Source organism: Pseudomonas sp. RIT-PI-o (assembly GCF_001297215.1).
In the GTDB taxonomy this organism is placed as follows: Bacteria; Pseudomonadota; Gammaproteobacteria; order Pseudomonadales; family Pseudomonadaceae; genus Aquipseudomonas; species Aquipseudomonas moraviensis_A.
On record NZ_LHPA01000021.1, the window covers coordinates 51,490 to 72,738 of the forward strand.

At 62.0% G+C, this 21,249-nt stretch carries 20 protein-coding genes, 1 pseudogene and 1 riboswitch; of the genes and pseudogenes, 16 read left to right on the top strand and 5 right to left on the bottom strand.

Annotated elements, in window-relative coordinates:
* The 6 genes from AEQ63_RS11200 (at position 1) to AEQ63_RS11225 (ending at position 4,721) form a co-directional block, all read left to right on the top strand.
* Positions 1–834, top strand: a complete 834-nt coding sequence (locus AEQ63_RS11200; protein ID WP_064363441.1) for an alpha/beta fold hydrolase — start codon at positions 1–3, stop codon at positions 832–834.
* On the top strand, positions 831–2,312 hold the full coding sequence (locus tag AEQ63_RS11205) for an aldehyde dehydrogenase (protein WP_064363442.1): 1,482 nt from the start codon (positions 831–833) through the stop codon (positions 2,310–2,312). Before AEQ63_RS11200 ends, AEQ63_RS11205 begins: the two co-directional genes overlap by 4 nt.
* Positions 2,313–2,324: 12 nt before the next feature.
* Positions 2,325–2,810, top strand: a complete 486-nt coding sequence (locus AEQ63_RS11210) for a flavin reductase family protein (RefSeq protein ID WP_016775013.1) — start codon at positions 2,325–2,327, stop codon at positions 2,808–2,810.
* A 134-nt stretch (positions 2,811–2,944) separates the two neighbouring features.
* Entirely contained in the window at positions 2,945–3,334 is a 390-nt protein-coding gene (locus AEQ63_RS11215) for a carboxymuconolactone decarboxylase family protein (protein WP_024013190.1), read from the top strand.
* A gap of 57 nt (positions 3,335–3,391) precedes the next feature.
* Complete coding sequence (locus AEQ63_RS11220) at positions 3,392–4,156, top strand: GntR family transcriptional regulator (RefSeq protein ID WP_042606770.1); 765 nt, start codon at positions 3,392–3,394, stop codon at positions 4,154–4,156.
* A gap of 1 nt (position 4,157) precedes the next feature.
* Entirely contained in the window at positions 4,158–4,721 is a 564-nt protein-coding gene (locus tag AEQ63_RS11225) for an NUDIX hydrolase (protein WP_064363443.1), read from the top strand.
* Between the two features lie 122 nt (positions 4,722–4,843).
* On the opposite strand, the gene AEQ63_RS11230 is transcribed toward AEQ63_RS11225, so the two are convergent.
* The gene (locus AEQ63_RS11230) at positions 4,844–5,140 is read right to left on the bottom strand and encodes a DUF1330 domain-containing protein (protein ID WP_064363444.1); all 297 of its coding nucleotides are present in this window, start codon (positions 5,138–5,140) and stop codon (positions 4,844–4,846) included.
* Between the two features lie 68 nt (positions 5,141–5,208).
* Here AEQ63_RS11230 and ribBA point away from each other — a divergent pair, with 68 nt between their 5' ends.
* From ribBA to AEQ63_RS11255, 5 genes are all read left to right on the top strand, one after another.
* Positions 5,209–6,318 carry a bifunctional 3,4-dihydroxy-2-butanone-4-phosphate synthase/GTP cyclohydrolase II gene (gene ribBA, locus AEQ63_RS11235; protein WP_016775017.1) on the top strand — a complete coding sequence of 370 codons (1,110 nt, stop codon included), beginning with the start codon at positions 5,209–5,211 and terminating at the stop codon, positions 6,316–6,318.
* 322 nt (positions 6,319–6,640) lie between these two features.
* Entirely contained in the window at positions 6,641–7,666 is a 1,026-nt protein-coding gene (locus tag AEQ63_RS11240; RefSeq protein ID WP_016775018.1) for an ABC transporter substrate-binding protein, read from the top strand.
* Complete coding sequence (locus AEQ63_RS11245; protein WP_064363445.1) at positions 7,663–8,571, top strand: ABC transporter permease; 909 nt, start codon at positions 7,663–7,665, stop codon at positions 8,569–8,571. The genes AEQ63_RS11240 and AEQ63_RS11245 overlap by 4 nt, the downstream gene beginning before the upstream one ends.
* A 6-nt stretch (positions 8,572–8,577) precedes the next feature.
* The gene (locus AEQ63_RS11250; protein ID WP_007918021.1) at positions 8,578–9,387 is read left to right on the top strand and encodes an ABC transporter permease; all 810 of its coding nucleotides are present in this window, start codon (positions 8,578–8,580) and stop codon (positions 9,385–9,387) included.
* Positions 9,388–9,404: 17 nt separating this feature from the next.
* On the top strand, positions 9,405–10,559 hold the full coding sequence (locus tag AEQ63_RS11255) for an ABC transporter ATP-binding protein (protein ID WP_064363446.1): 1,155 nt from the start codon (positions 9,405–9,407) through the stop codon (positions 10,557–10,559).
* A 200-nt stretch (positions 10,560–10,759) separates the two neighbouring features.
* Here the strand turns inward: AEQ63_RS11255 and map are convergent, their stop codons facing one another.
* Entirely contained in the window at positions 10,760–11,551 is a 792-nt protein-coding gene (gene map / locus AEQ63_RS11260) for a type I methionyl aminopeptidase (protein WP_064363447.1), read from the bottom strand.
* Entirely contained in the window at positions 11,548–11,775 is a 228-nt protein-coding gene (locus tag AEQ63_RS11265; protein ID WP_003225727.1) for a ParD-like family protein, read from the bottom strand. The genes map and AEQ63_RS11265 overlap by 4 nt, the downstream gene beginning before the upstream one ends.
* Before the next feature lie 209 nt (positions 11,776–11,984).
* Positions 11,985–12,178: riboswitch (cobalamin riboswitch) on the top strand.
* 141 nt (positions 12,179–12,319) lie between these two features.
* On the opposite strand from AEQ63_RS11265, the gene AEQ63_RS11270 reads away from it, so the two are divergent.
* The 3 genes from AEQ63_RS11270 to AEQ63_RS11280 are packed head-to-tail and all read left to right on the top strand — an operon-like array spanning position 12,320 to position 15,107.
* Positions 12,320–13,333: an ABC transporter substrate-binding protein gene (locus AEQ63_RS11270; RefSeq protein ID WP_064363448.1), complete on the top strand. Its 1,014-nt coding sequence runs from the start codon at positions 12,320–12,322 to the stop codon at positions 13,331–13,333.
* Positions 13,330–14,346, top strand: coding sequence for a FecCD family ABC transporter permease (locus tag AEQ63_RS11275; protein WP_064363449.1), 1,017 nt, complete (start codon positions 13,330–13,332; stop codon positions 14,344–14,346). Before AEQ63_RS11270 ends, AEQ63_RS11275 begins: the two co-directional genes overlap by 4 nt.
* Positions 14,343–15,107, top strand: coding sequence for an ABC transporter ATP-binding protein (locus tag AEQ63_RS11280; protein ID WP_064363450.1), 765 nt, complete (start codon positions 14,343–14,345; stop codon positions 15,105–15,107). The genes AEQ63_RS11275 and AEQ63_RS11280 overlap by 4 nt, the downstream gene beginning before the upstream one ends.
* On the opposite strand, the pseudogene AEQ63_RS11285 reads toward AEQ63_RS11280, so the two are convergent.
* Both AEQ63_RS11285 and metE read right to left on the bottom strand, forming a co-directional pair.
* A pseudogene (locus AEQ63_RS11285) lies at positions 15,046–15,597 on the bottom strand (GNAT family N-acetyltransferase). The gene AEQ63_RS11280 and the pseudogene AEQ63_RS11285 overlap by 62 nt on opposite strands.
* 185 nt (positions 15,598–15,782) lie before the next feature.
* The gene (metE, locus tag AEQ63_RS11290; protein ID WP_064363451.1) at positions 15,783–18,071 is read right to left on the bottom strand and encodes a 5-methyltetrahydropteroyltriglutamate--homocysteine S-methyltransferase; all 2,289 of its coding nucleotides are present in this window, start codon (positions 18,069–18,071) and stop codon (positions 15,783–15,785) included.
* A gap of 444 nt (positions 18,072–18,515) precedes the next feature.
* Here metE and AEQ63_RS11295 point away from each other — a divergent pair, with 444 nt between their 5' ends.
* Positions 18,516–19,892 carry a pyridoxal-phosphate dependent enzyme gene (locus tag AEQ63_RS11295; RefSeq protein ID WP_064363452.1) on the top strand — a complete coding sequence of 459 codons (1,377 nt, stop codon included), beginning with the start codon at positions 18,516–18,518 and terminating at the stop codon, positions 19,890–19,892.
* Positions 19,889–21,061, top strand: a complete 1,173-nt coding sequence (locus AEQ63_RS11300; RefSeq protein ID WP_064363453.1) for a cystathionine gamma-synthase — start codon at positions 19,889–19,891, stop codon at positions 21,059–21,061. Before AEQ63_RS11295 ends, AEQ63_RS11300 begins: the two co-directional genes overlap by 4 nt.
* Positions 21,062–21,249 lie beyond the last annotated feature (188 nt).

The following is a 21,249-nucleotide window of genomic DNA, read 5'->3' on the forward strand; positions in this document are numbered from 1 at the left end:
ATGATTCGGCTCACCGCTGAACTCACCCCGGCTGGCACCAGTTACCTGGCGACCGGCCAAGGCCAGCCCGTGGTCTTGATCCACGGCGTGGGCCTGAACAAAGAAATGTGGGGCGGGCAGATTGTCGGCCTCGCCAGCCAGTATCAGGTGATCGCCTACGACATGCTCGGCCACGGCGCCAGCCCGCGCCCGGCCAGCGGCACCGACCTGCTCGGTTACGCTGATCAACTGCTCGAGCTGCTCGAGCACCTGAATCTGCCCCAGGCCGCGGTGATCGGTTTCTCCATGGGCGGCCTGGTCGCGCGGGCCTTTGCCCTGCATTACCCGGAGCGCCTGCAAAGCCTGGTGGTGTTGAACAGCGTGTTCAACCGCAGCGAAGAACAGCGTGCCGGCGTTATTGCCCGCACGGCGCAGGCCGCCGAGCATGGCCCGGACGCCAATGCCGAAGCCGCGCTGTCACGCTGGTTCAGCCGTGAATATCAGGCAGCCAACCCGGCGCAGATCGCCGCGTTGCGTCAGACACTGGCCAACAACGATCCGCAGGGTTACCTGACCACCTACGAATTGTTCGCCACCCAGGACATGTACCGCGCCGACGACCTGAGCAGCATTCAGGCGCCGACGCTGATCGCCACCGGCGAACTCGACCCCGGCTCGACCCCGGAAATGGCCGAGCAACTGGCCCGACGCATCCCCGGCGCGAAGGTTGCCGTGCTGCCCGAGCAACGGCATATGATGCCGGTAGAGTCGCCGCGTCTGGTCAACCAGATGCTGCTGGAATTCCTTCAATTCGCACACTCCCGACAAAACCATATAAAGGGGATCGTTGCATGACACTCGCACGCTTCCAGATGTGCATCGGCGGAGATTGGGTCGACGCCCTCTCCGGCAAGACCTTCGAAAGCCTCAACCCGGCCTCCGCGCAGGCCTGGGCGGAACTGCCCGACGCCGATGAAGCGGACGTCGAACGCGCCGTGCAAGCGGCGCAGAGCGCTTTCGACAGCCCGGCGTGGCGTGGCCTCACTGCCACCGCGCGGGGCAAGTTGCTGCGTCGCCTCGGCGACCTGATCGCAGAAAACAAGGAACACCTGGCGCAGCTGGAAAGCCGCGACAACGGCAAGCTGATCCGCGAAACCCGTGGCCAGGTCAGCTACCTGCCGGAGTTCTTCCACTACACCGCAGGCCTGGCCGACAAGCTTGAGGGCGGCACCCTGCCGCTGGACAAGCCCGACCTGTTTGCCTACACCGTGCACGAAGCCATGGGTGTGGTCGCCGCGATCATTCCGTGGAACAGCCCCCTGTACCTGACCGCGATCAAACTGGCCCCGGCCCTCGCCGCCGGCAACACCATTGTGATCAAGCCGTCCGAACACGCCTCGGCAACCATTCTCGAGCTGGCGCGTCTGGCCCTCGAAGCCGGGATTCCGCCGGGCGTGGTCAACGTCGTCACCGGTTACGGCCCGAGCACCGGCGCCGCCCTCACCCGCCATCCGCTGATCCGCAAGATTGCCTTCACGGGCGGCGCGGCCACGGCACGGCATGTGGTGCGCAGCAGCGCCGAAAACTTCGCCAAGCTGTCGCTGGAACTGGGCGGCAAGTCGCCGAATATCATTTTTGCCGACGCCGATCTCGACAGTGCGATCAACGGCGCGATTGCCGGGATTTACGCGGCGTCCGGGCAGAGCTGCGTGTCCGGTTCGCGTTTGCTGGTGCAGGACGAAATCTACGACGAATTCGTCAATCGTCTGGTCGAACGCGCCCAGCGCATCCGCATCGGCAACCCGCAGGAAGACCATAGCGAGATGGGCCCGATGGCCACCGCGCAGCAACTGGCGGTGGTCGAAGGGCTGGTCGCCGATGCGATTGCCGAAGGCGCGCGTTTGCGCAGCGGCGGCAAGCGTCCGGCGGATCTCGGCGAAGGCTGGTTCTACGAGCCGACGCTGTTCGAATGCGACCGTAATTCGATGAAGATCATGCAGGAAGAAGTGTTCGGCCCGGTGGCGTCGGTGATTCGTTTCAAAGACGAAGCCGAAGCACTGGCGATCGCCAACGACTCGCAGTTCGGCCTCGCCGCCGGCATCTGGACCCGTGACCTGGGCCGCGCCCACCGGCTGGCGCGCGATGTGCGCTCAGGAATTATCTGGGTCAACACTTACCGCGCAGTGTCGGCGATGGCGCCGATCGGCGGTTTCAAGAACAGTGGCTATGGACGCGAAAGCGGCATCGACTCGGTGCTGGCCTACACCGAACTGAAAACGGTGTGGATCAACCTCTCCCAGGCGCCAATGCCTGATCCGTTTGTGATGCGCTAGGAGTCCTGCGAAATGATCGAACCCGGCATTTACAAAGACGTCATGAGCTCGTTTCCGTCCGGCGTCACGGTGGTCACCACCCTCGACCCGGATGGCGGCATCGTTGGCATTACCGCCAGCGCGTTCAGCGCGCTGTCGATCGACCCGGCGCTGGTGCTGTTCTGCCCCAACTACGCCTCCGACACTTACCCGGTGCTGCGCGACAGCAAGAAATTCGCTATCCACTTGCTCTCCGCCGAACAGACCGCCGAAGCCTACGCGTTCGCCGGCAAGGGCAAGGAAAAGGCCAAGGGCATCGAGTGGCATTTGAGCGATTTGGGTAACCCGATCCTCGCCAAGGCGACGGCAATCATCGAGTGCGAGTTGTGGCGTGAGTACGACGGTGGTGATCACGCAATCATCGTCGGCGCGGTGAAGAACCTGATCCTGCCCGAGCAACCGGTGACACCGATGATTTACCACAAGGGCAAGCTCGGCGCGTTGCCTGCCTTGACCTGAAGGATTCACACAAATCCCCTGTGTAGGAGCTGCCGAAGGCTGCGATCTTTTGACTTTGATGTTTAAAAGCAAGATCAAAAGATCGCAGCCTTCGGCAGCTCCTACACAAGGGATCTGTGGTTTGAGGAGGAATAATGAGTAACGAAAAGTACGAAAAAGGCCTGCAGATCCGTACGCAGGTATTGGGCGAAGCTTACGTGCAACGTTCAATAGAGAACGCCGATGACTTCACCCGTCCGCTGCAGGAAATGGTCACCGAATACTGCTGGGGCCATGTCTGGGGGCGCGAGGGTCTGTCGCTCAAGGAGCGCAGCATGATCAACCTGGCGATGATCTCGGCGCTCAACCGCCCGCACGAACTCAAGCTGCATGTGCGTGGCGCCTTGCGTAACGGCCTGAGTCGTGAGCAAATACGCGAAATTCTGCTTCAGGTCGGCATTTATTGCGGCGTTCCGGCGGCCGTGGACAGTTTCCGGCTGGCCCGTGAAGCCTTTGCCGAAGCCGACGCCGAGGCCTCCAGTTAACCCTCGGCTGTTTTGATGCCCGTCTGGCATGGACAGCCAAGCTCAAGAGCGGACCCCATGAAACGCCAGCCACTTGACGACAGCTTCAAGGTCAATCGCAATCCCGTTACCCTGCGCGAAATCGTGCTGGACAAACTGCGGAGCGCGATCATGAATTTCCAGCTCATGCCAGGTGATCGCCTGGTCGAACGCGACCTGTGCGATCGCCTCGGTGTCAGCCGCACTTCGGTGCGCGAAGCCCTGCGTCACCTTGAATCCGAAGGCCTGGTGGAATTCGCCGACGCCAAAGGCCCGCGTGTGGCGATCATCACCCTCGCCGATGCCGTCGACATCTACGAATTGCGTTGCGTGCTCGAAGGTCTGATCGTGCAGTTGTTCACCCTGCGCGCCAAAGCCAAGGACATCAAGGCCCTGGAAAAGGCCCTCGATGACAACCGCAAGGCGTTGAAGGACGGCGAGTTGCAACAGGTGATCGACTCGGTGCAGGGCTTCTACGACGTGCTGCTGGAAGGCTCGGGCAACCATGTCGCTGCCACCCAGTTGCGCCAGTTGCAGGCGCGCATCAGCTACCTGCGCGCGACCTCGGTGTCCCAGGAAAACCGCCGCGGCGCGAGTAATCACGAGATGGAAAAAATGGTCGAGGCGATCAAGAGCGGTGATCCGCTGGCGGCGCATCAGGCCTGTGTCGATCACGTCCGCGCGGCCGCTGCCGTGGCCCTCGATTACCTCAAGCGCAAGCAGGAAGAAACCGGCGTCGCCGTCAAGGGCACCCCGGCGATAACCCTGCCGATCGCGCTGAAAGAACCGCGCATAGGTCAATGACATGTTCAGCCCGAGCTTTTGCCCGAAATGCGGTGGCCCTGACCTTGGTCAGCAGATGCCGCCGGGCGATACGCACGAGCGCCTGATGTGCCGCGGCTGCGGCTATATCCACTACGTCAATCCGAAGATCATTGCCGGCTGCATCATCGAGCAGGACGGCAAATACCTCTTGTGCCAACGGGCGATCCCGCCGCGCCCGGGCACCTGGACCCTGCCCGCCGGTTTCATGGAAAGCTTTGAGACCACCGAGCAGGCGGCGCTGCGTGAAGTCTGGGAAGAAAGCGGCGTGCGCGCGGAAATCGTCTCGCCGTACTCGATCTTCAGCGTGCCGAAGATCAGCGAGGTGTACATCATCTTCCGCGCCATTGCCCTGGAGATCACCGGGCAGTACGGGCCGGAGACCATGGATTACAAGTTCTTCGCCCCTGAAGACATTCCGTGGGAGCAGATCTACTACCCCGCAATCCGGCAGATTCTCGAGCGCTATATCGAAGAGCGCCAGGCCGGGGTGTACGGGATTTACATGGGCAATGATGACAGCGGCAAGATTCACTTCATGCGCTGACAACGCTTCGCTTTCTGTAGGAGTGAGCCTGCTCGCGATAGCGGTGTATCAGCTAGAGAATTGCTGACTGACACACCGCTATCGCGAGCAGGCTCACTCCTACACGGGTTTGGTGGTGTTGCCTAAACTGGGGCGACGCCTTCGACGATGATGATCTCCGCCCTCGCCCATCCCTCGCGGTAACTTTTCGCTTCCTGATACGCCGCCGAGCGGTAGCACGCCACGGCCTGCTCGTAGCTCTCGAACTCGATGATCACCGTGCGCTGCGGCGTCTGCCGGCCTTCCAGCGCTTCGCTGCGCCCGCCTCTGGCGACAAACTTCCCGCCGAATGCAGCAATCGCATGCGGGGTACGCTGGGTGTATTGGCTGTAGTGCTCGGCATCGGCTATATCCACGTGGGCAATCCAGTACGCCTTCATAGTGACCTCTTTGTTGATTTTGTATTATGGTATACCAATATATTTCCAACGAACCCTGAGAGTCCAGCATGGCCTTCAACAGCATCGAAGAAATCATTGAAGATTATCGCCTCGGCAAAATGGTCCTGCTGGTCGATGACGAAGACCGCGAGAACGAGGGCGACCTGCTGCTGGCCGCCGATCGCTGCACGCCGGAGGCAATCAGTTTCATGGCTCGCGAAGCGCGCGGGCTGATCTGCCTGACCCTCACCGACGAACATTGCCAGCGTCTGGGCCTGGAGCAAATGGTACCCGCCAACGGCAGCGTGTTCAGCACGGCGTTTACCGTGTCGATCGAAGCGGCGGTTGGCGTGACCACCGGCATCTCCGCGGCGGATCGTGCCTGCACCGTTGCCGCCGCCGTCGCGCCGAATGCCCGCGCCGAAGACCTGGTGCAGCCCGGTCACATCTTCCCGTTGCGCGCCAAGGAAGGTGGCGTGCTGACCCGTGCCGGGCATACCGAGGCCGGCTGCGATCTGGCGCGCCTCGCCGGTTTCACCCCGGCCTCGGTGATCGTCGAAGTGATGAACGACGACGGCACCATGGCCCGCCGCCCGGATCTGGAGCAGTTCGCACGCAAGCACGGGATCAAGATCGGCACCATCGCCGACCTGATCCACTACCGCCTGAGCACCGAGCACACCATCGAACGCATCGGCGAACGTGAGCTGCCAACGGTGCATGGCACGTTCCGTTTGATCACCTTCGAAGACCGCATTGAAGGCGGCGTGCACATGGCGATGGTCATGGGCGACTTGCGTCGCGAAGAGCCGACGCTGGTGCGCGTGCACGTGATCGATCCGCTGCGCGATCTGGTCGGTGCCGAGTACAGCGGGCCGACGAACTGGACGCTGTGGGCGGCGCTGCAACGGGTCGCGGCGGAAGGTCATGGGGTTGTGGTGGTGCTGGCCAACCACGAATCGTCGCAGGCGTTGCTGGAGCGCGTGCCGCAACTGACCCAGCCGCCGAGGCAGTTCAGCCGTTCGCAGTCGCGGATCTATTCCGAAGTCGGGACCGGGGCGCAGATTCTGCAGAACCTTGGGGTTGGCAAGCTGCGCCACCTTGGCCCACCGCTGAAGTATGCAGGGTTGACCGGGTATGACCTCGAGGTGGTTGAGAGCATCCCTTTCACCGAATAACTTTCGTCGAGCACGAATCCAAATGTAGGAGTGAGCCTGCTCGCGATAGCGGTGTGACATTCAGCAATGATGTTGACTGACACACCGCTATCGCGAGCAGGCTCACTCCTACAAGGGGTTTGCATTTCAGATCCATTTCTTCGAACCACAAAAAAGGACAGCTGCCAGATAACCGGTAAGGCAAAATGCTTGCACAAAGTTTGGAATACCATAATATGATATTCCATAGACCGGGCGACCTGAAAAACCGTCCAGCTACTGCTCCCGACAGGCGGGCAACAACGCAAGGCCCGCTCAAAAACACAACAATGAGGGCGTGAACATGGTGTTGAACAAAGCTGCAACCGCGATCTTTTTCGCGGGACTGCTCAGCGTTACCGGCCAGGCTGCAATGGCTGCCGAAAGCGTGAATTTTGTCAGTTGGGGCGGTAGCACCCAGGATGCGCAGAAACAGGCCTGGGCCGATCCGTTCAGCAAGGCCAGCGGCATCACCGTCGTCCAGGACGGGCCAACCGACTACGGCAAACTCAAGGCCATGGTCGAAAGCGGCAACGTGCAGTGGGACGTGGTCGATGTCGAAGCCGATTTCGCCCTGCGCGCCGCTGCCGAAGGCCTGCTCGAACCCCTCGATTTCAAAGTGATCCAGCGCGACAGGATCGACCCGCGCTTCGTCAGCGATCACGGCGTCGGTTCGTTCTTCTTCTCCTTCGTCCTCGGCTACAACGAGGGCAAGCTCGGCGCCAACAAGCCGCAGGACTGGAGCGCGCTGTTCGACACCAAGACCTACCCGGGCAAACGCGCCCTCTATAAATGGCCAAGCCCCGGCGTGCTCGAACTGGCGCTGCTGGCCGACGGCGTCGCGGCTGACAAGCTCTACCCGCTGGACCTGGACCGCGCCTTCAAGAAACTCGACACCATCAAGAAAGACATCGTCTGGTGGGGCGGCGGCGCGCAGTCGCAGCAGCTGCTGGCGTCCGGTGAAGCGAGCATGGGCCAGTTCTGGAATGGTCGCGTGCACGCTCTGCAGGAAGACGGCGCGCCGGTCGGCGTGAGCTGGAAACAGAACCTGGTCATGGCCGACATTCTGGTCATCCCCAAAGGCTCGAAGAACAAGGACGCGGCGATGAAATTCCTCGCCAACGCCAGCAGCGCCAAGGGCCAGGCCGATTTCTCCAACCTGACCGCCTACGCCCCGGTCAACCTCGACAGTGTGGAGCGTCTGGATTCGACGCTGGCGCCCAACCTGCCGACGGCTTACGCCAAGGATCAGATCACCCTTGATTTCGCATACTGGGCCAAGAACGGTCCGGCTATCGCAACACGGTGGAACGAATGGCTGGTCAAATGAAAATCGCGGCCACTGCGCCCCGTCCCTCCACTGCCACCGGGAGCGCCGCGGGCGCTACCGGCTCGGCGTTCAAACAACGCTGGCGCGGCGCTGGCAACCTCGTCCCGGCGCTGTTGTTTCTCGGCCTGTTCTTCCTCGCGCCGTTGATTGGATTGCTGCTGCGCGGCGTGCTGGAACCGGTGCCGGGGCTTGGCAACTACGAACAACTGTTCGCCAACTCGGCCTATGCGCGGGTGCTGCTCAATACCTTTTCGGTGGCCGGGCTGGTGACGCTGTTCAGCCTGCTGCTGGGCTTTCCGCTGGCCTGGGCAATCACCCTGGTGCCGCGCGGCTGGGGGCGCTGGATCCTCAACATCGTGCTGCTGTCGATGTGGACCAGCCTGCTCGCCCGCACCTATTCGTGGCTGGTGCTGTTGCAAGCCTCGGGGGTGATCAACAAGGCGCTGATGGCCATGGGCATCATCGATCAGCCGCTGGAAATGGTGCACAACCTGACCGGCGTGGTGATCGGCATGAGCTACATCATGATTCCGTTCATCGTCCTGCCGTTGCAGGCGACCATGCAGGCCATCGACCCGATGATCCTGCAGGCCGGCTCGATCTGCGGCGCGAGTCCGTGGACCAACTTCTTCCGGGTGTTCCTGCCGCTGTGTCGGCCGGGTCTGGCCTCGGGCGGTCTGATGGTGTTCGTGATGTCGCTCGGTTACTACGTCACCCCGGCGCTGCTTGGCGGGGCGCAGAACATGATGCTGCCGGAGTTCATCATTCAGCAGGTGCAATCGTTCCTCAACTGGGGCCTGGCCAGTGCCGGCGCTGCGTTGCTGATCGCAATCACCCTGGTGCTATTCTACTTCTACCTGAAGCTTCAGCCGGAATCCCCGGTTGGCGCCAGTAACGCGAGGTAAGCCGACATGCTCCTGACCCCCAATGCCATGAGCCGGCGCATGCGCTTCGGCTTGTATGCAACCACCGGGCTGATCGGTCTGTTCCTGCTCTTGCCGATCGTGTTCATCGTGCTGCTGTCGTTCGGCTCCTCGCAGTGGTTGGTGTTCCCGCCGCCGGGCTGGACGCTGAAATGGTACGGCCAGTTCTTCTCCAATCCCGACTGGATGAACGCCGCTGCCGCCAGTCTCAAGGTTGCAGTGCTGACCACCATTTGTGCCGTGGCCCTCGGTTTGCCGACGGCGTTTGCGCTGGTGCGTGGACGCTTTCCCGGACGCGAGATGTTGTACGGCCTGTTCACCCTGCCGATGATCGTGCCGCTGGTGATCATCGCCGTGGCGGTGTACGCGCTGTTTCTCAAGCTCGGCTACACCGGGACGATGTTCGCTTTCGTCGTCAGCCATGTGATCGTTGCGCTGCCGTTCACCATCATCTCGATCATCAACTCGCTGAAGCTGTTCGATCAGTCGATCGAAGACGCCGCAGTGATCTGCGGTGCCTCGCGCTTGCAGGCGGTGTTCAAGGTGACGTTCCCGGCGATCCGGCCGGGGATGGTCGCCGGCGCCCTCTTCGCCTTTCTCGTTTCGTGGGACGAAGTGGTGCTCAGCGTGATGATGGCCAGCCCGACCCTGCAAACCCTTCCCGTGAAAATGTGGACCACCCTGCGCCAGGACCTGACCCCGGTGATCGCCGTCGCTTCGACGCTGCTGATCGGCTTGTCGGTATTGGTCATGGTGATCGCCGCCGCCCTGCGCCGGCGCAACGAAATCAGCGCCTGAGCGCCCAGGAGTACGACATGAGTGCCGTGATCAAAGACGCATCCCAGCAGAACGACAAACCCCTGGTCAGCCTGCGCAACCTGAACAAGCACTACGGCGATTTTGCGGCCGTCGACAATATCTCGCTGGACATCAAGGACGGTGAATTCCTCACCTTCCTCGGCTCCAGCGGCTCGGGAAAAAGCACGACGCTGTCGATGCTCGCCGGCTTTGAAACACCGAGCAGCGGCGAGATCCTCGTCAATGGCCAGTCGCTGGTCAACGTGCCGCCGCACAAGCGCGACATCGGCATGGTCTTCCAGCGCTATTCGCTGTTCCCGCATCTGTCGGTGCGCGACAACATCGCCTTCCCATTGGCGATTCGCAAACTGGCAGCGGCCGAGCGCGAAAAACGCGTCGATGCAATGTTGAAACTGGTGCAGCTCGAACAGTTCGCCCATCGCCGCCCTTCGCAACTGTCCGGCGGTCAGCAGCAACGTGTCGCCATCGCCCGGGCGCTGGTGTACGAGCCGCGCATCCTGCTGATGGACGAACCACTGGGCGCGCTGGACAAGAAGCTGCGCGAGGATTTGCAGGATGAACTGCGCCAGCTGCACCGCCGCCTGGGCATCACCATCGTCTACGTAACCCACGACCAGGAAGAAGCCATGCGTCTGTCGCAACGCATTGCGATTTTCAGCCACGGCAAGATCGTCGGTCTGGGCAGTGGTTATGACCTCTATCAGAATCCGCCGAATGCGTTTGTCGCGTCGTTTCTGGGTAACTCGAACTTCCTCAAGCTCAAGGCGCAAGGCAATGCAGCGGCGAGTTTCGAGGGGCAGTCGTTGTCGATTCGGCTGACGGCGGGCTTGCACACCGATCAGGATGTGCTGCTGATGGTGCGGCCGGAAAAGGCCTTGGCGCTGAGCACGCAGCAAGCGCTGGATGAGCCGCTGGCGGCGGGTTGGAATGAGGTTTCGGCGAACGTTGTGGAGGTGCTGTTTCTCGGTGAGAGCCAGACCTGCAGCGTGGTGACTGCGGGCGGGACGTCGATGACGGTGAAAGCCCTGTCGGCGGCGGGCATGCCGCTCAAGGCTGGCGACCCGGTGCGGGTTCGCTGGGCGACGGCGGATGCGTGCGTTTATACCGAATGGACCGAGAGCGATTTGAACAAGGCCGCAGGTGCCCACTGATTGCGCTGAGTCAGTTGGATCTACCCCCTCACCCCAGCCCTCTCCCCCAGGGGGGCGAGGGGGAAAGGGAGCCGATCTTCATGCTGTTCAAATGCAAGATCGACTCGGTATCGCACCTCGGCGTATCTCGCAACAACACCTCGGTCAGTCCCCTCTCCCTCTGGGAGAGGGCTAGGTGAGGGCAAGCAGGCGACGCGGTCTCAGCCAATGGCCCGGTACCCTTCAACCTCATCCGGCCACGCCGTCAGCACTTCGAATCCGGTCTCCGTCACCGCGACCATATGCTCCCACTGCGCCGACAACGAGCCGTCCTTGGTCAGCACGGTCCAGCCGTCCGGCATATTCTTCACATGGCGCTTGCCGGCATTGAGCATCGGCTCCACGGTGAAGATCATCCCGGCCTTGAGCTTCAGACCCTGACCGGGAAAGCCGTAATGCAGGATCTGCGGCTCATCGTGATAGACCTTGCCGATGCCGTGACCGCAATACTCGCGGACCACGCTAAAGCCCTCCGCCTCCGCCAGGCGCTGGATCGCATGGCCGATATCGCCCAGCGTCGCGCCCGGTTTGACTGCGCGAATGCCTGCGCACATGGCCTCGTAGGTGGTCTTGATCAGGTGCTGCGCTTCGGGAGTCGCCTCACCCACCACGTACATGCGGCTGGTATCACCGAACCAGCCGTCCTTGATCACGGCGATGTCGAGGTTGACGATGTCGCCGTCCTTCAACGGCGTGCCCGACGGAATCCCGTGACACACCACATCGTTGACCGATGCACAGACGGTTTTCGGGAAACCGTGATAACCGACATTGGCCGGCACGGCTTTCTGCACATTGACGATGTACTCGTTGCACAACCGGTCGAGCTCATCGGTGGTCACGCCGGCCTTCACATGCGGCACCAGCATCGCCAGCACTTCGGCAGCCAGTTTGCCGGCGGCGCGGGATTTTTCGATGTCGGCGGGTGTGTTGATCCTGATCTGGTTTCTCATGCGCTGACGGCTTCCTGTGTCAGTTGGTGCAGATCCAGTCCGCCGTTCTGTTCGGCGCGGATCAGCAGGCGGCAAATGGCGCTGTGGTCGAGGTTGGGGTGCAGCTCGGCGAGCATGCCGATGCGCATCCAGTGCTCGGCCTGCGCGTTGATCGAGCGGCTGAGTGCGTTGCTGGAGATGCGCAGATTTTCGTGCATGTCCTCTGAAATCTTTACGATGCCCATGTCTATATCCGATACGAAATGTATATGGATCGTATACTAGCCAAGCTTACCCTCGGATTGCAAACACTCCGCCACGCAAACACGCACCCGTGTAGGAGCTGCCGAAGGCTGCGATCTTTTGATCTTGCCCGTTAAAGACCAGATCAAAAGATCGCAGCCTTCGGCAGCTCCTACCAAAGCAGATTCGGCTCCCCATCAGCGGCCTGATCGACTACCATGCCCGCGCCGGTTTCCACACGGAATTAATAGGGAATCCGAAATGCTTGCACAGCATCAATCGGAACTGCCCCCGCAACTGTAGGTGCCGAGCCTGCTCCTCGACTGCCACTGGGTAATCCCCGGGAAGGCCGGAGCATGGCGATGACGCATCAGTCAGGAGACCTGCCGGCACAGTGACTGACTAACCGGCGGGGTGTCCGGGAAGGACATCGTGCCGTGCGCTTTTTCACCATGCCGGCCTAGCGCAGTTTCCACGACCGCGCCCGAGGTGTGTTTCCAGACCGTACCCGCCCGCTCCCGTACGGTTCCCCCTGGAGACTGCCCCATGCTGCTGCCCCGCGTTGCCACCCTGCTCACCTCTCTGAGCCTCTGCGCCCTGGCGCAAGCGGCGCCGACTGCCTATCCGCTGACCGTGGAAAACTGCGGCAGCAGCCTTACTTTCCAGCACGCGCCCGCACGCACGGTGACCATCGGCCAGGCCGGCACCGAAATGCTCTATGCCTTGGGCCTGGGCGACAAGGTTGTCGGCACTTCGCTGTGGTTCAACGACGTGCTGGGCACATACAAAGCGCAGAACGACAGGATCGAGCGCCTCGCCGATAACGAGCCGAGTTTCGAAGCGGTGATCGGCAAACGCCCGGAACTGGTCGCCGTCGAGCTGGAATGGATGGTCGGCCCGCAAGGCGCGGTCGGCACCCGCGAGCAGTTTCACGAGCTGAAGATTCCGACCTACCTGCTGCCCTCCGATTGCGAAGCCAAGGACAACCTCGTCGGTGCGGACGGCACGCGGCTGGCGCCGTTTCGCATCGACAGCATCTACAAAGGCGTGAGCCAACTGGCGGCGATTTTCGACGTGCAGGCGCGTGGCGAACAGCTCAATGAGCAGCTCAAAGCCAGCCTCGCACAATCGATCGCCACCGCGAAAAACCAGCAGCGCAAAGACGTCAGCGCTCTGGTGTGGTTCTCCAGCGCCGAGATGGACATCGAGCCGTTCGTGGCCGGGCACAAAGGTGTGCCCGATTTCATGCTCAGCACCCTCGGCGTGCGCAACATCGTCGAGTCGGATGAAGAATGGCCGACCGTCGGCTGGGAAACCATCGCCAAGGCCAACCCGACGTTTCTGGTCATCGCGCGCATGGATCGCCGGCGTTTCCCGGCTGACGACTACCAGAAGAAGCTCGCATTCCTGCGCAGTGATCCGGTGACGCGCAACATGGACGCGGTCAAGCACAACCGCATCATCATCCTCGACGCCATGGCCATGCAGGCCAGCCTGCGCACCTTCGATGGCCTCGCACAACTGGCCACCGCCATCAACGGCTACGACCTGTCGCAATGAGCAGACGCCTGATCCGTGCCCTGCTGGTTCTGTTGACGCTGTCGGTTGCGCTGATCGGTGGTGTGGCCATTGGTGAGACCTCCATCGAGCCGAGCGTGGTGCTGCAGGTGCTGGCGAACAAGCTGTGGGGCGCCGGTTATGTGCTCGACCCGATCGACGAAGGCATCGTCTGGAACTATCGCCTGACCCGCGCGCTGGTCGCGGCGGCCTGTGGTGCCGGCCTGGCGACATGCGGGGTGATCCTGCAATCGCTGCTGCGCAATCCGTTGGCCGATCCGTATCTGCTGGGGATTTCCGCAGGTGCCTCGACCGGCGCGGTGATGGTCGCCCTGCTCGGCGTCGGCGCCGGAGCGATCTCGCTGTCGGCCGGTGCCTTCGCCGGTGCGGTGACCGCGTTCGTGCTGGTGATTCTGTTGGCGCGGGTCAGCGGCTCGGCCAGCGGCACCGGGCAGATCATTCTTGCCGGGATTGCCGGCTCGCAGCTGTTCAACGCCCTCACCGCTTTTCTGATCACCCGCTCGGCCAGCTCCGAACAGGCGCGCGGGATCATGTTCTGGCTGCTCGGCAATCTCGGCGGCGTGCGCTGGCCGTCGGTGTGGCTGGCGGTGCCGGTGGCTGTGTTGGGGTTGGTTGTTTGTCTGTGGCATCGCCGGGCGCTGGATGCGTTCACCTTTGGCGCGGACTCGGCGGCGTCTCTCGGCATTCCAGTACGACGTGTGCAGATTCTGTTGATTGGCTGCGCCGCGCTGGTGACGGCGGTGATGGGGTCGATTGTCGGCTCGGTCGGTTTTGTCGGGCTGGGGATTCCCCACGCCGCGCGGTTGTTGCTCGGCACCGGTCATGCGCGTCTGCTGCCGGCCAGTGCGCTGGGCGGTGCGGTGTTTCTGATTGCCGCCGATGTGCTGTCACGCACCCTGATCAAGGGTCAGGTGATTCCGGTCGGCGTGATCACCGCGCTGGTGGGCGCACCGGTGTTCGCGCTGATTCTGGTGGGTCGGAGATCGGCGCGATGAACCCGGTTCTGAGTTGTGCTGGTTTGGGCTTCAAGGTGCGTGGTGCCGAGTTGCTCAACGGTGTCAGTCTCGATGTTCAGCGTGGTGAAACCCTAGGTATCGTTGGCCCGAACGGCTCCGGCAAATCCACTTTGCTGAAACTGCTCGCCGGCCTGCGTGAACCGAGCACAGGCCAAGTGCAGCTCGACGGCCAGGCGCTTTGCAAGTTGTCCCGGCGCAGCATCGCGCAAACGCTCGCGGTGGTTGAACAGCAGGCCGATACCGACGATGGCATTCGTGTGTTCGACGCCGTCGCGCTGGGGCGTACGCCATGGTTGTCGGCGCTGCAACCGTGGTCGCCGGCCGATGCCGCCATCGTCGAGCAAGCGCTGGTCGACGTTGACGCCGTGCACCTGCGCAACCGCCTCTGGCGCAGCCTCTCCGGCGGTGAACGCCAGCGCGTGCACATCGCCCGCGCCTTGGCGCAGCGCCCGCAGATTCTGCTGCTCGACGAGCCGGCCAACCACCTCGACATCCAGCATCAACTGAGCATTCTGCAAGTGGTGCGCACTCTGCCGGTGACTACGCTGATCGCCCTGCACGATCTCAATCAGGCGCTTAAATGCGATCGCCTGGCGGTGCTGGAACGCGGGCGGCTGGTGGCGCTCGGCGAACCGCTGCACGTGCTGACGCCGGAGCGCTTACAGACGACCTTCGGGGTCAGGGCGCACTACCTGACGGATCCGTTCGATGGCGCGCAGATATTGCGTTTTCATTCATGAACGATTGCATGTGCGTGGTCTGCCAGACCGGGTCCTTGTCGACCTGAGCAATGGCAAAACCCTGGCGCTGCCAGAACTCGATGGCGCCCGGCAGAAACGGATGGGTGTGCAGGTAGATCAGCTCCACGCCGTTGGCTAGCGCGTGTTCCTTCAACGCCCGATACAGCGCACCAGCGAGTCCTGATCGGCGCTGCGAAGGCAGGACGAACAGGCGCACGACTTCCACCACTTTCAGGCCGGGATACACCAGTTGCGGGAAGCGTCGGTCATACGGCAGATAGCCGATCGAGGCGACGATCTACCCTTCCTGACGAGCGATCAGAAAGCAGCCTGCGCCATGCAGATAAACCTCGGCGAAACGCGCCAGATCGTGAGGCGTGCCGGAGGCGCTGAGTTTGGGAAACAGCTCGGCGCGGGCCTTGAGGGTGAAATCGAGGATGGCCGGGATGTCGGCTTCAGAGGCGGCTTGAATGACTGGCTGCGGGTCCATGGGTGCGGGAGGTACCTGGGTTGCGGTGGGTCACGGTAACAATTGCGAGCCTGCCGTGCCATCCGGAATCACACACCCCTGTAGGAGTGAGCCTGCTCGCGATAGCGGAGTGTCATTCAACACATAAGCGACTGACCCACCGCTATCGCGAGCAGGCTCACTCCTACAGGGGACTGCGTTGGCTACTATGCCCACTCTTTGCGCAGCTGCCGCGCGGCCGTGACCATGTGCACCAACGCCGCTTCGGTTTCTGGCCAGGCACGGGTTTTCAAGCCGCAATCCGGGTTGACCCACAGGCGCTCAGTCGGAATGCGCCGGGCAGCTTTGCGCAGCAGCCCGACCATCTCCGCCACATCGGGAATGCGTGGCGAGTGAATGTCGTACACGCCGGGGCCGATGTCGTTCGGGTAGGCGAACGCTTCAAACGCTTCGAGCAGTTCCATGTCCGAACGCGAGGTTTCGATGGTGATGACATCGGCGTCCATCGCCGCGATCGACTCGATCACATCGTTGAACTCGCTGTAGCACATGTGCGTATGAATCTGCGTCTCGTCGCGCACCCCGGAGGCGCACAGGCGGAACGCTTCGCTCGCCCAGTGCAGATACGCCTGCCACTGCGCCCGGCGCAACGGCAAGCCCTCACGGAACGCCGCTTCGTCGATCTGCACGATGTTGATTCCGGCGGCTTCCAGATCATTGACTTCATCACGGATTGCCAGCGCCAGTTGTCGTGCCTGGACCTCACGGCTGACGTCCTCGCGCGGGAACGACCACATGAGCATGGTCACCGGACCGGTCAGCATGCCTTTCATGACTTTGTCGGTCAGACTCTGGGCGTAGCGGATCCACTCGACCGTCATTGCTCGCGGGCGGCTCAGGTCGCCGAAAATCACCGCCGGTTTCACGCAACGCGAACCGTAGCTCTGCACCCAGCCGAAGCGAGTGAAAGCGTAGCCATCGAGTTGTTCGGCGAAATACTCGACCATATCGTTACGCTCGGCTTCACCGTGCACCAGCACATCCAGCCCGAGGCGCTCCTGAATCTCCACCGCGTGGCGAATTTCGCTGTGCATGGCGTCGGTGTAATCCGCCGCGCTGAGCTTGCCCTGCTTGTAGGCCTGACGCGCCAGACGAATCGCCGCCGTTTGCGGAAACGAGCCAATGGTGGTGGTCGGGAACAGCGGCAGATCAAGCTTGCGCCGCTGTTTGGCAATGCGCTGGGCAAACGGCGATTGACGTTGCGCATCGCCGGCTGTGATCGCCGCTACCCGTGCCTGCACCGCCGGTTTGTGAATGCGCGGCGAGGCGGCGCGACTGGTCTGCACCGCACGGCTCTGCGCCAACGCGCGCAGCACCTGCGGCGCTTCCGGCTCGCTGACAGCCTGGGCGAGCGCGGCGACCTCTTCGCACTTCTGCACGGCAAACGCCAGCCAGCTTTTCAGTTCGGCATCGAGCTGGTCTTCACGACTCAGGTCCACCGGGCTGTGCAGCAACGAGCAGGACGGCGCCACCCACAAACGATCACCCAGACGCTCATGGGCATGCCGCAGCGTCGCCAGCGCGTTGTGCAGATCGCAGCGCCAGACGTTCCGACCGTTGACCACACCCAGCGACAGCACTTTATAGGCCGGCAGACGATCCAGAATCGTCGGGTACTGATCCGGCGCGCGCACCAGATCAATGTGCAGGCCATCGACCGGCAGGTTCGCCGCCAGACCGAGGTTTTCTTCCAGACCACCGAAGTAGGTGGCGAGCAGTTTTTTCAGCGGATCGCGCTGGATCTGGTTGTAGGCGCGTTCGAAGGCATTTTTCCAGTCCTGGGGCAGATCGAGCACTAGAATCGGCTCATCGATCTGCACCCATTCCACGCCCAGTGCCGCCAGCCGCGCAAAGATCTGGCCGTACAGCGGCAGCAGGCGATCAAGCAAATCGAGCTTGTCGAAATCAGTGCCTTTGGTTTTGCCCAGCCACAGATAGGTCAACGGGCCGATGATCACCGGTTTGACGTTGTGCCCCAGCGCGCGCGCCTCTTCAGCTTCTTCAAACAACTGCTCCCAACCCAGCTGAAATTGTTGATCGACGCTGAATTCCGGTACGAGATAGTGATAGTTGGTGTCGAACCACTTGGTCATTTCCTGAGCGTGGCCTTCGCCGCAGCAAGTATTGCTGACGCCACGGGCCATGCTGAACAGGGTCTGCAGCGTGGCTTTGCCGTCGTGCGGACGGAAGCGCTCGGGGATCACGCCGAACATCAGCGAGTGGGTCAGCACCTGGTCGTACCAGGCGAAATCGCCGACTGGCAGCAAGTCGATGCCGGCGTTTTTCTGCAGGTCCCAATGAGCCTTGCGCAGGTCACGCCCGACGTCACGCAGGCCCGCCTCGTTCAGTTCTCCTTTCCAGAACGCCTCTTGCGCTTTCTTCAGTTCGCGGTCGCGACCGATGCGCGGAAATCCAAGGGAATGGGCCAGTGCCATGAGAACAACTCCAGGTGCTTATTCGATGGCGGCCATTGTCAGGAACGAGGCTTGATGAAACAAACTCAATTTATTCTAGATCATCACAAGTTCTACTCATGCACAGACACTCCTATAGGAGCTGCCGAAGGCAGCGATCTTTGGACCGTAGGGACGCAGAGCGTCCCCGGCTGCATTCCCACGCAGAGCGTGGGAACCATCATAACTGCGACGTCCGGATCAAGCTTTTGTCGCGGCGAAGACGCCCTTTGAATACTCGATGACGCCTCGCTGTAAACACGTTCGAACTGTTCCGGCAGCTTGGCAAATTCGTTCTATCGTTAGATCCAAATGGCTGGATTTCTCAAGGATTAAAGGTTGCGAGGGAAGATGTCTGCGCCTAAGTTGCACGCGAGTCTTTTCCCCGCGATCGGAACGCGATCAACACCATAAAGAGGTGAAGAAATGTCGAAGGAATCACGCCCTGCCGTGCTTGGGCTGATAGGCAATACTCCGCTGGTTCAGGTCACCCGTTTTGATACCGGACCGTGCACGCTGTTGCTCAAACTCGAATCGCAGAATCCCGGCGGCTCGATCAAGGACCGCATCGGTCTGGCGATGATCGACGCCGCTGAACGTGACGGCCGCCTGCAACCGGGCGGCACGATTGTCGAGGCCACTGCCGGCAACACCGGTCTCGGTCTGGCGCTGGTTGGCCGTGCCAAAGGCTATCGTGTGGTGCTGGTGGTGCCGGACAAGATGTCCACCGAGAAAGTCCTGCACTTGAAGGCCATGGGCGCCGAAGTGCACATCACTCGCTCCGACGTCGGCAAGGGTCATCCCGAGTATTACCAGGACGTCGCCGCGCGTTTGGCCAAGGATATTCCCGGGGCGTTTTTTGCCGACCAGTTCAATAATCCCGCCAACCCGCTGGCCCATGAATGCAGCACCGCGCCGGAGATCTGGGCGCAGACCGAACATGATCTGGACGCCATCGTCGTCGGTGTCGGTTCGGCCGGGACGCTGACCGGATTGAGTCGTTTCTTCAAACGTGTGCAGCCGAATCTGGAAATGGTCTTGGCGGATCCGGTCGGTTCGGTCATGGCCCAATACAGCCGCGACGGCAGCCTGCCGACCCCAGGCTCGTGGGCGGTCGAGGGCATCGGCGAAGACTTCATTCCATCGATCACCGACCTGTCCAGCGTGCGCCACGCCTACTCGATCAGCGACGAAGAAAGCTTCGATCACGCCCGCCAGTTGCTCAAGGCCGAAGGCATTCTCGGTGGCTCTTCGACCGGCACCCTGTTCGCCGCCGCGCTGCGTTATTGCCGCGAACAGACCGAGCCGAAACGCGTGGTCAGTTTTGTCTGCGACACCGGCACGCGTTACCTGTCGAAGGTCTACAACGACCAGTGGATGACCGATCAGGGCCTGTTGCAACGCAAGGGCTACGGCGATTTGCGCGACTTGATCGCCCGACGTTTCGAGGACGGCCGGGTTATCAGCGTCGGCCCTGACGACACCCTGCTCACCGCGTTCCAGCGCATGCGTCTGGCGGATGTTTCGCAACTGCCGGTGCTGGTCGAAGGCAAGCAACTGGTAGGCGTGATCGACGAGTCCGACATCCTTCTCGGCGTGCACGAAGACGCCGCGCGCTTCAGCCAGTCGGTGTCCAGCGTGATGACCGACAAACTGCAAACCCTTGCGCCGGCTGCGAGCCTGGCCGAGCTGGAAGCGGTGCTCAGCCGTGGCCTCGTTGCGATCATCGCCGACGCCTCCGGCTTCCATGGCCTGATCACCCGCACCGACATGCTCAACCAATTACGGAGATCCCTTGCATGAGTCAGCACGACGATAAATCCCAAGGCTTCGCCACCCGGGTGATCCACGCCGGGCAGGAACCGGACCCGACCACCGGCGCGCTGATGCCGCCGATCTATGCCAACTCCACTTACCTGCAAGACAGCCCCGGCGTGCACAAGGGTTTCGATTACGGCCGCTCGCACAACCCGACGCGCTTCGCCCTGGAACGCTGTGTCGCCGACCTCGAAGGCGGCACCCGCGCATTCGCCTTCGCTTCAGGGCTGGCGGCGATTTCCACGGTGCTGGAATTGCTCGATGCCGGCTCGCACATCGTTTCCGGCAATGATCTTTACGGTGGCACGTTCCGCCTGTTCGACAAGGTTCGCCAGCGCAGCGCCGGGCATCGTTTCAGCTTCGTCGATCTGGCCGACCTGTCGGCGTTCGAAGCCTCGCTGCAGGACGACACGCGCATGGTCATGGTCGAAACCCCGACCAACCCGCTGCTAAGCCTGTCGGACCTGGCCGCAATCGCGCGCATCTGCCGCGCTCGCGGGATCATCTGCGTCGCCGACAACACCTTTGCCAGCCCGTACATCCAGCGTCCGCTGGAGTTGGGTTTCGACATCGTGCTGCACTCGACCACCAAATACCTCAACGGCCACTCCGACGTGATCGGCGGCATTGCCGTGGTCGGGCAGAACGCCGAGCTGGCGGAAAAACTCGGTTTTCTGCAGAACGCCGTCGGCGCGATTTCCGGGCCGTTCGATGCGTTCCTGACCTTGCGCGGGGTGAAAACCCTGGCGCTGCGCATGGAGCGCCATTGCAGCAACGCCCTGGATCTGGCGCAGTGGCTCGAGCAGCAACCGCAGGTCAAGCGCGTCTACTATCCGGGCCTGACGTCGCATCCGCAGCATGAACTGGCCCAACGGCAGATGCGTGGTTTTGGCGGGATGATTTCCGTCGATCTGAACAGCGACCTGGCCGGTGCACGGCGGTTTTTGGAAAACGTGAAGATCTTTGCGTTGGCCGAAAGCCTCGGTGGCGTGGAAAGCCTGATCGAGCATCCGGCGATCATGACCCACGCGACGATTCCGCCGGAAACCCGCGCGAAGCTGGGGATTGGCGATGGGCTGGTGCGGTTGTCGGTCGGGGTTGAAGACGTCGAAGACCTGCGCGCCGACCTGGCCCAGGCACTGGCGAGCATATAAGAAGCCACGCACAACGAAGCCCGCGCAATGCGGGCTTCGTCTTTTTTGTCCGTCGATCTGCCCGCCGTGGCAGTTCCCGAGGCCGATCCTATACTCAATCGGCTCGATCAAAATTATCTCGACACCCGCACGCCGCTCGGTGTGCCCGTGCCTTTCGCCAACCAGGTAAAACCCAAGCCAATGAGTCA

What these genes read in the sequence shown, in the direction of transcription:
- AEQ63_RS11200 (WP_064363441.1), top strand. Translation starts at nt 1, where the DNA reads ATGATTCGGCTCACCGCTGAACTCACCCCGGCTGGCACCAGTTACCTG.
- AEQ63_RS11205 (WP_064363442.1), top strand. Translation starts at nt 831, where the DNA reads ATGACACTCGCACGCTTCCAGATGTGCATCGGCGGAGATTGGGTCGAC.
- AEQ63_RS11210 (WP_016775013.1), top strand. Translation starts at nt 2,325, where the DNA reads ATGATCGAACCCGGCATTTACAAAGACGTCATGAGCTCGTTTCCGTCC.
- AEQ63_RS11215 (WP_024013190.1), top strand. Translation starts at nt 2,945, where the DNA reads ATGAGTAACGAAAAGTACGAAAAAGGCCTGCAGATCCGTACGCAGGTA.
- AEQ63_RS11220 (WP_042606770.1), top strand. Translation starts at nt 3,392, where the DNA reads ATGAAACGCCAGCCACTTGACGACAGCTTCAAGGTCAATCGCAATCCC.
- AEQ63_RS11225 (WP_064363443.1), top strand. Translation starts at nt 4,158, where the DNA reads ATGTTCAGCCCGAGCTTTTGCCCGAAATGCGGTGGCCCTGACCTTGGT.
- AEQ63_RS11230 (WP_064363444.1), bottom strand. Translation starts at nt 5,140, where the DNA reads ATGAAGGCGTACTGGATTGCCCACGTGGATATAGCCGATGCCGAGCAC.
- ribBA (WP_016775017.1), top strand. Translation starts at nt 5,209, where the DNA reads ATGGCCTTCAACAGCATCGAAGAAATCATTGAAGATTATCGCCTCGGC.
- AEQ63_RS11240 (WP_016775018.1), top strand. Translation starts at nt 6,641, where the DNA reads ATGGTGTTGAACAAAGCTGCAACCGCGATCTTTTTCGCGGGACTGCTC.
- AEQ63_RS11245 (WP_064363445.1), top strand. Translation starts at nt 7,663, where the DNA reads ATGAAAATCGCGGCCACTGCGCCCCGTCCCTCCACTGCCACCGGGAGC.
- AEQ63_RS11250 (WP_007918021.1), top strand. Translation starts at nt 8,578, where the DNA reads ATGCTCCTGACCCCCAATGCCATGAGCCGGCGCATGCGCTTCGGCTTG.
- AEQ63_RS11255 (WP_064363446.1), top strand. Translation starts at nt 9,405, where the DNA reads ATGAGTGCCGTGATCAAAGACGCATCCCAGCAGAACGACAAACCCCTG.
- map (WP_064363447.1), bottom strand. Translation starts at nt 11,551, where the DNA reads ATGAGAAACCAGATCAGGATCAACACACCCGCCGACATCGAAAAATCC.
- AEQ63_RS11265 (WP_003225727.1), bottom strand. Translation starts at nt 11,775, where the DNA reads ATGGGCATCGTAAAGATTTCAGAGGACATGCACGAAAATCTGCGCATC.
- AEQ63_RS11270 (WP_064363448.1), top strand. Translation starts at nt 12,320, where the DNA reads ATGCTGCTGCCCCGCGTTGCCACCCTGCTCACCTCTCTGAGCCTCTGC.
- AEQ63_RS11275 (WP_064363449.1), top strand. Translation starts at nt 13,330, where the DNA reads ATGAGCAGACGCCTGATCCGTGCCCTGCTGGTTCTGTTGACGCTGTCG.
- AEQ63_RS11280 (WP_064363450.1), top strand. Translation starts at nt 14,343, where the DNA reads ATGAACCCGGTTCTGAGTTGTGCTGGTTTGGGCTTCAAGGTGCGTGGT.
- metE (WP_064363451.1), bottom strand. Translation starts at nt 18,071, where the DNA reads ATGGCACTGGCCCATTCCCTTGGATTTCCGCGCATCGGTCGCGACCGC.
- AEQ63_RS11295 (WP_064363452.1), top strand. Translation starts at nt 18,516, where the DNA reads ATGTCGAAGGAATCACGCCCTGCCGTGCTTGGGCTGATAGGCAATACT.
- AEQ63_RS11300 (WP_064363453.1), top strand. Translation starts at nt 19,889, where the DNA reads ATGAGTCAGCACGACGATAAATCCCAAGGCTTCGCCACCCGGGTGATC.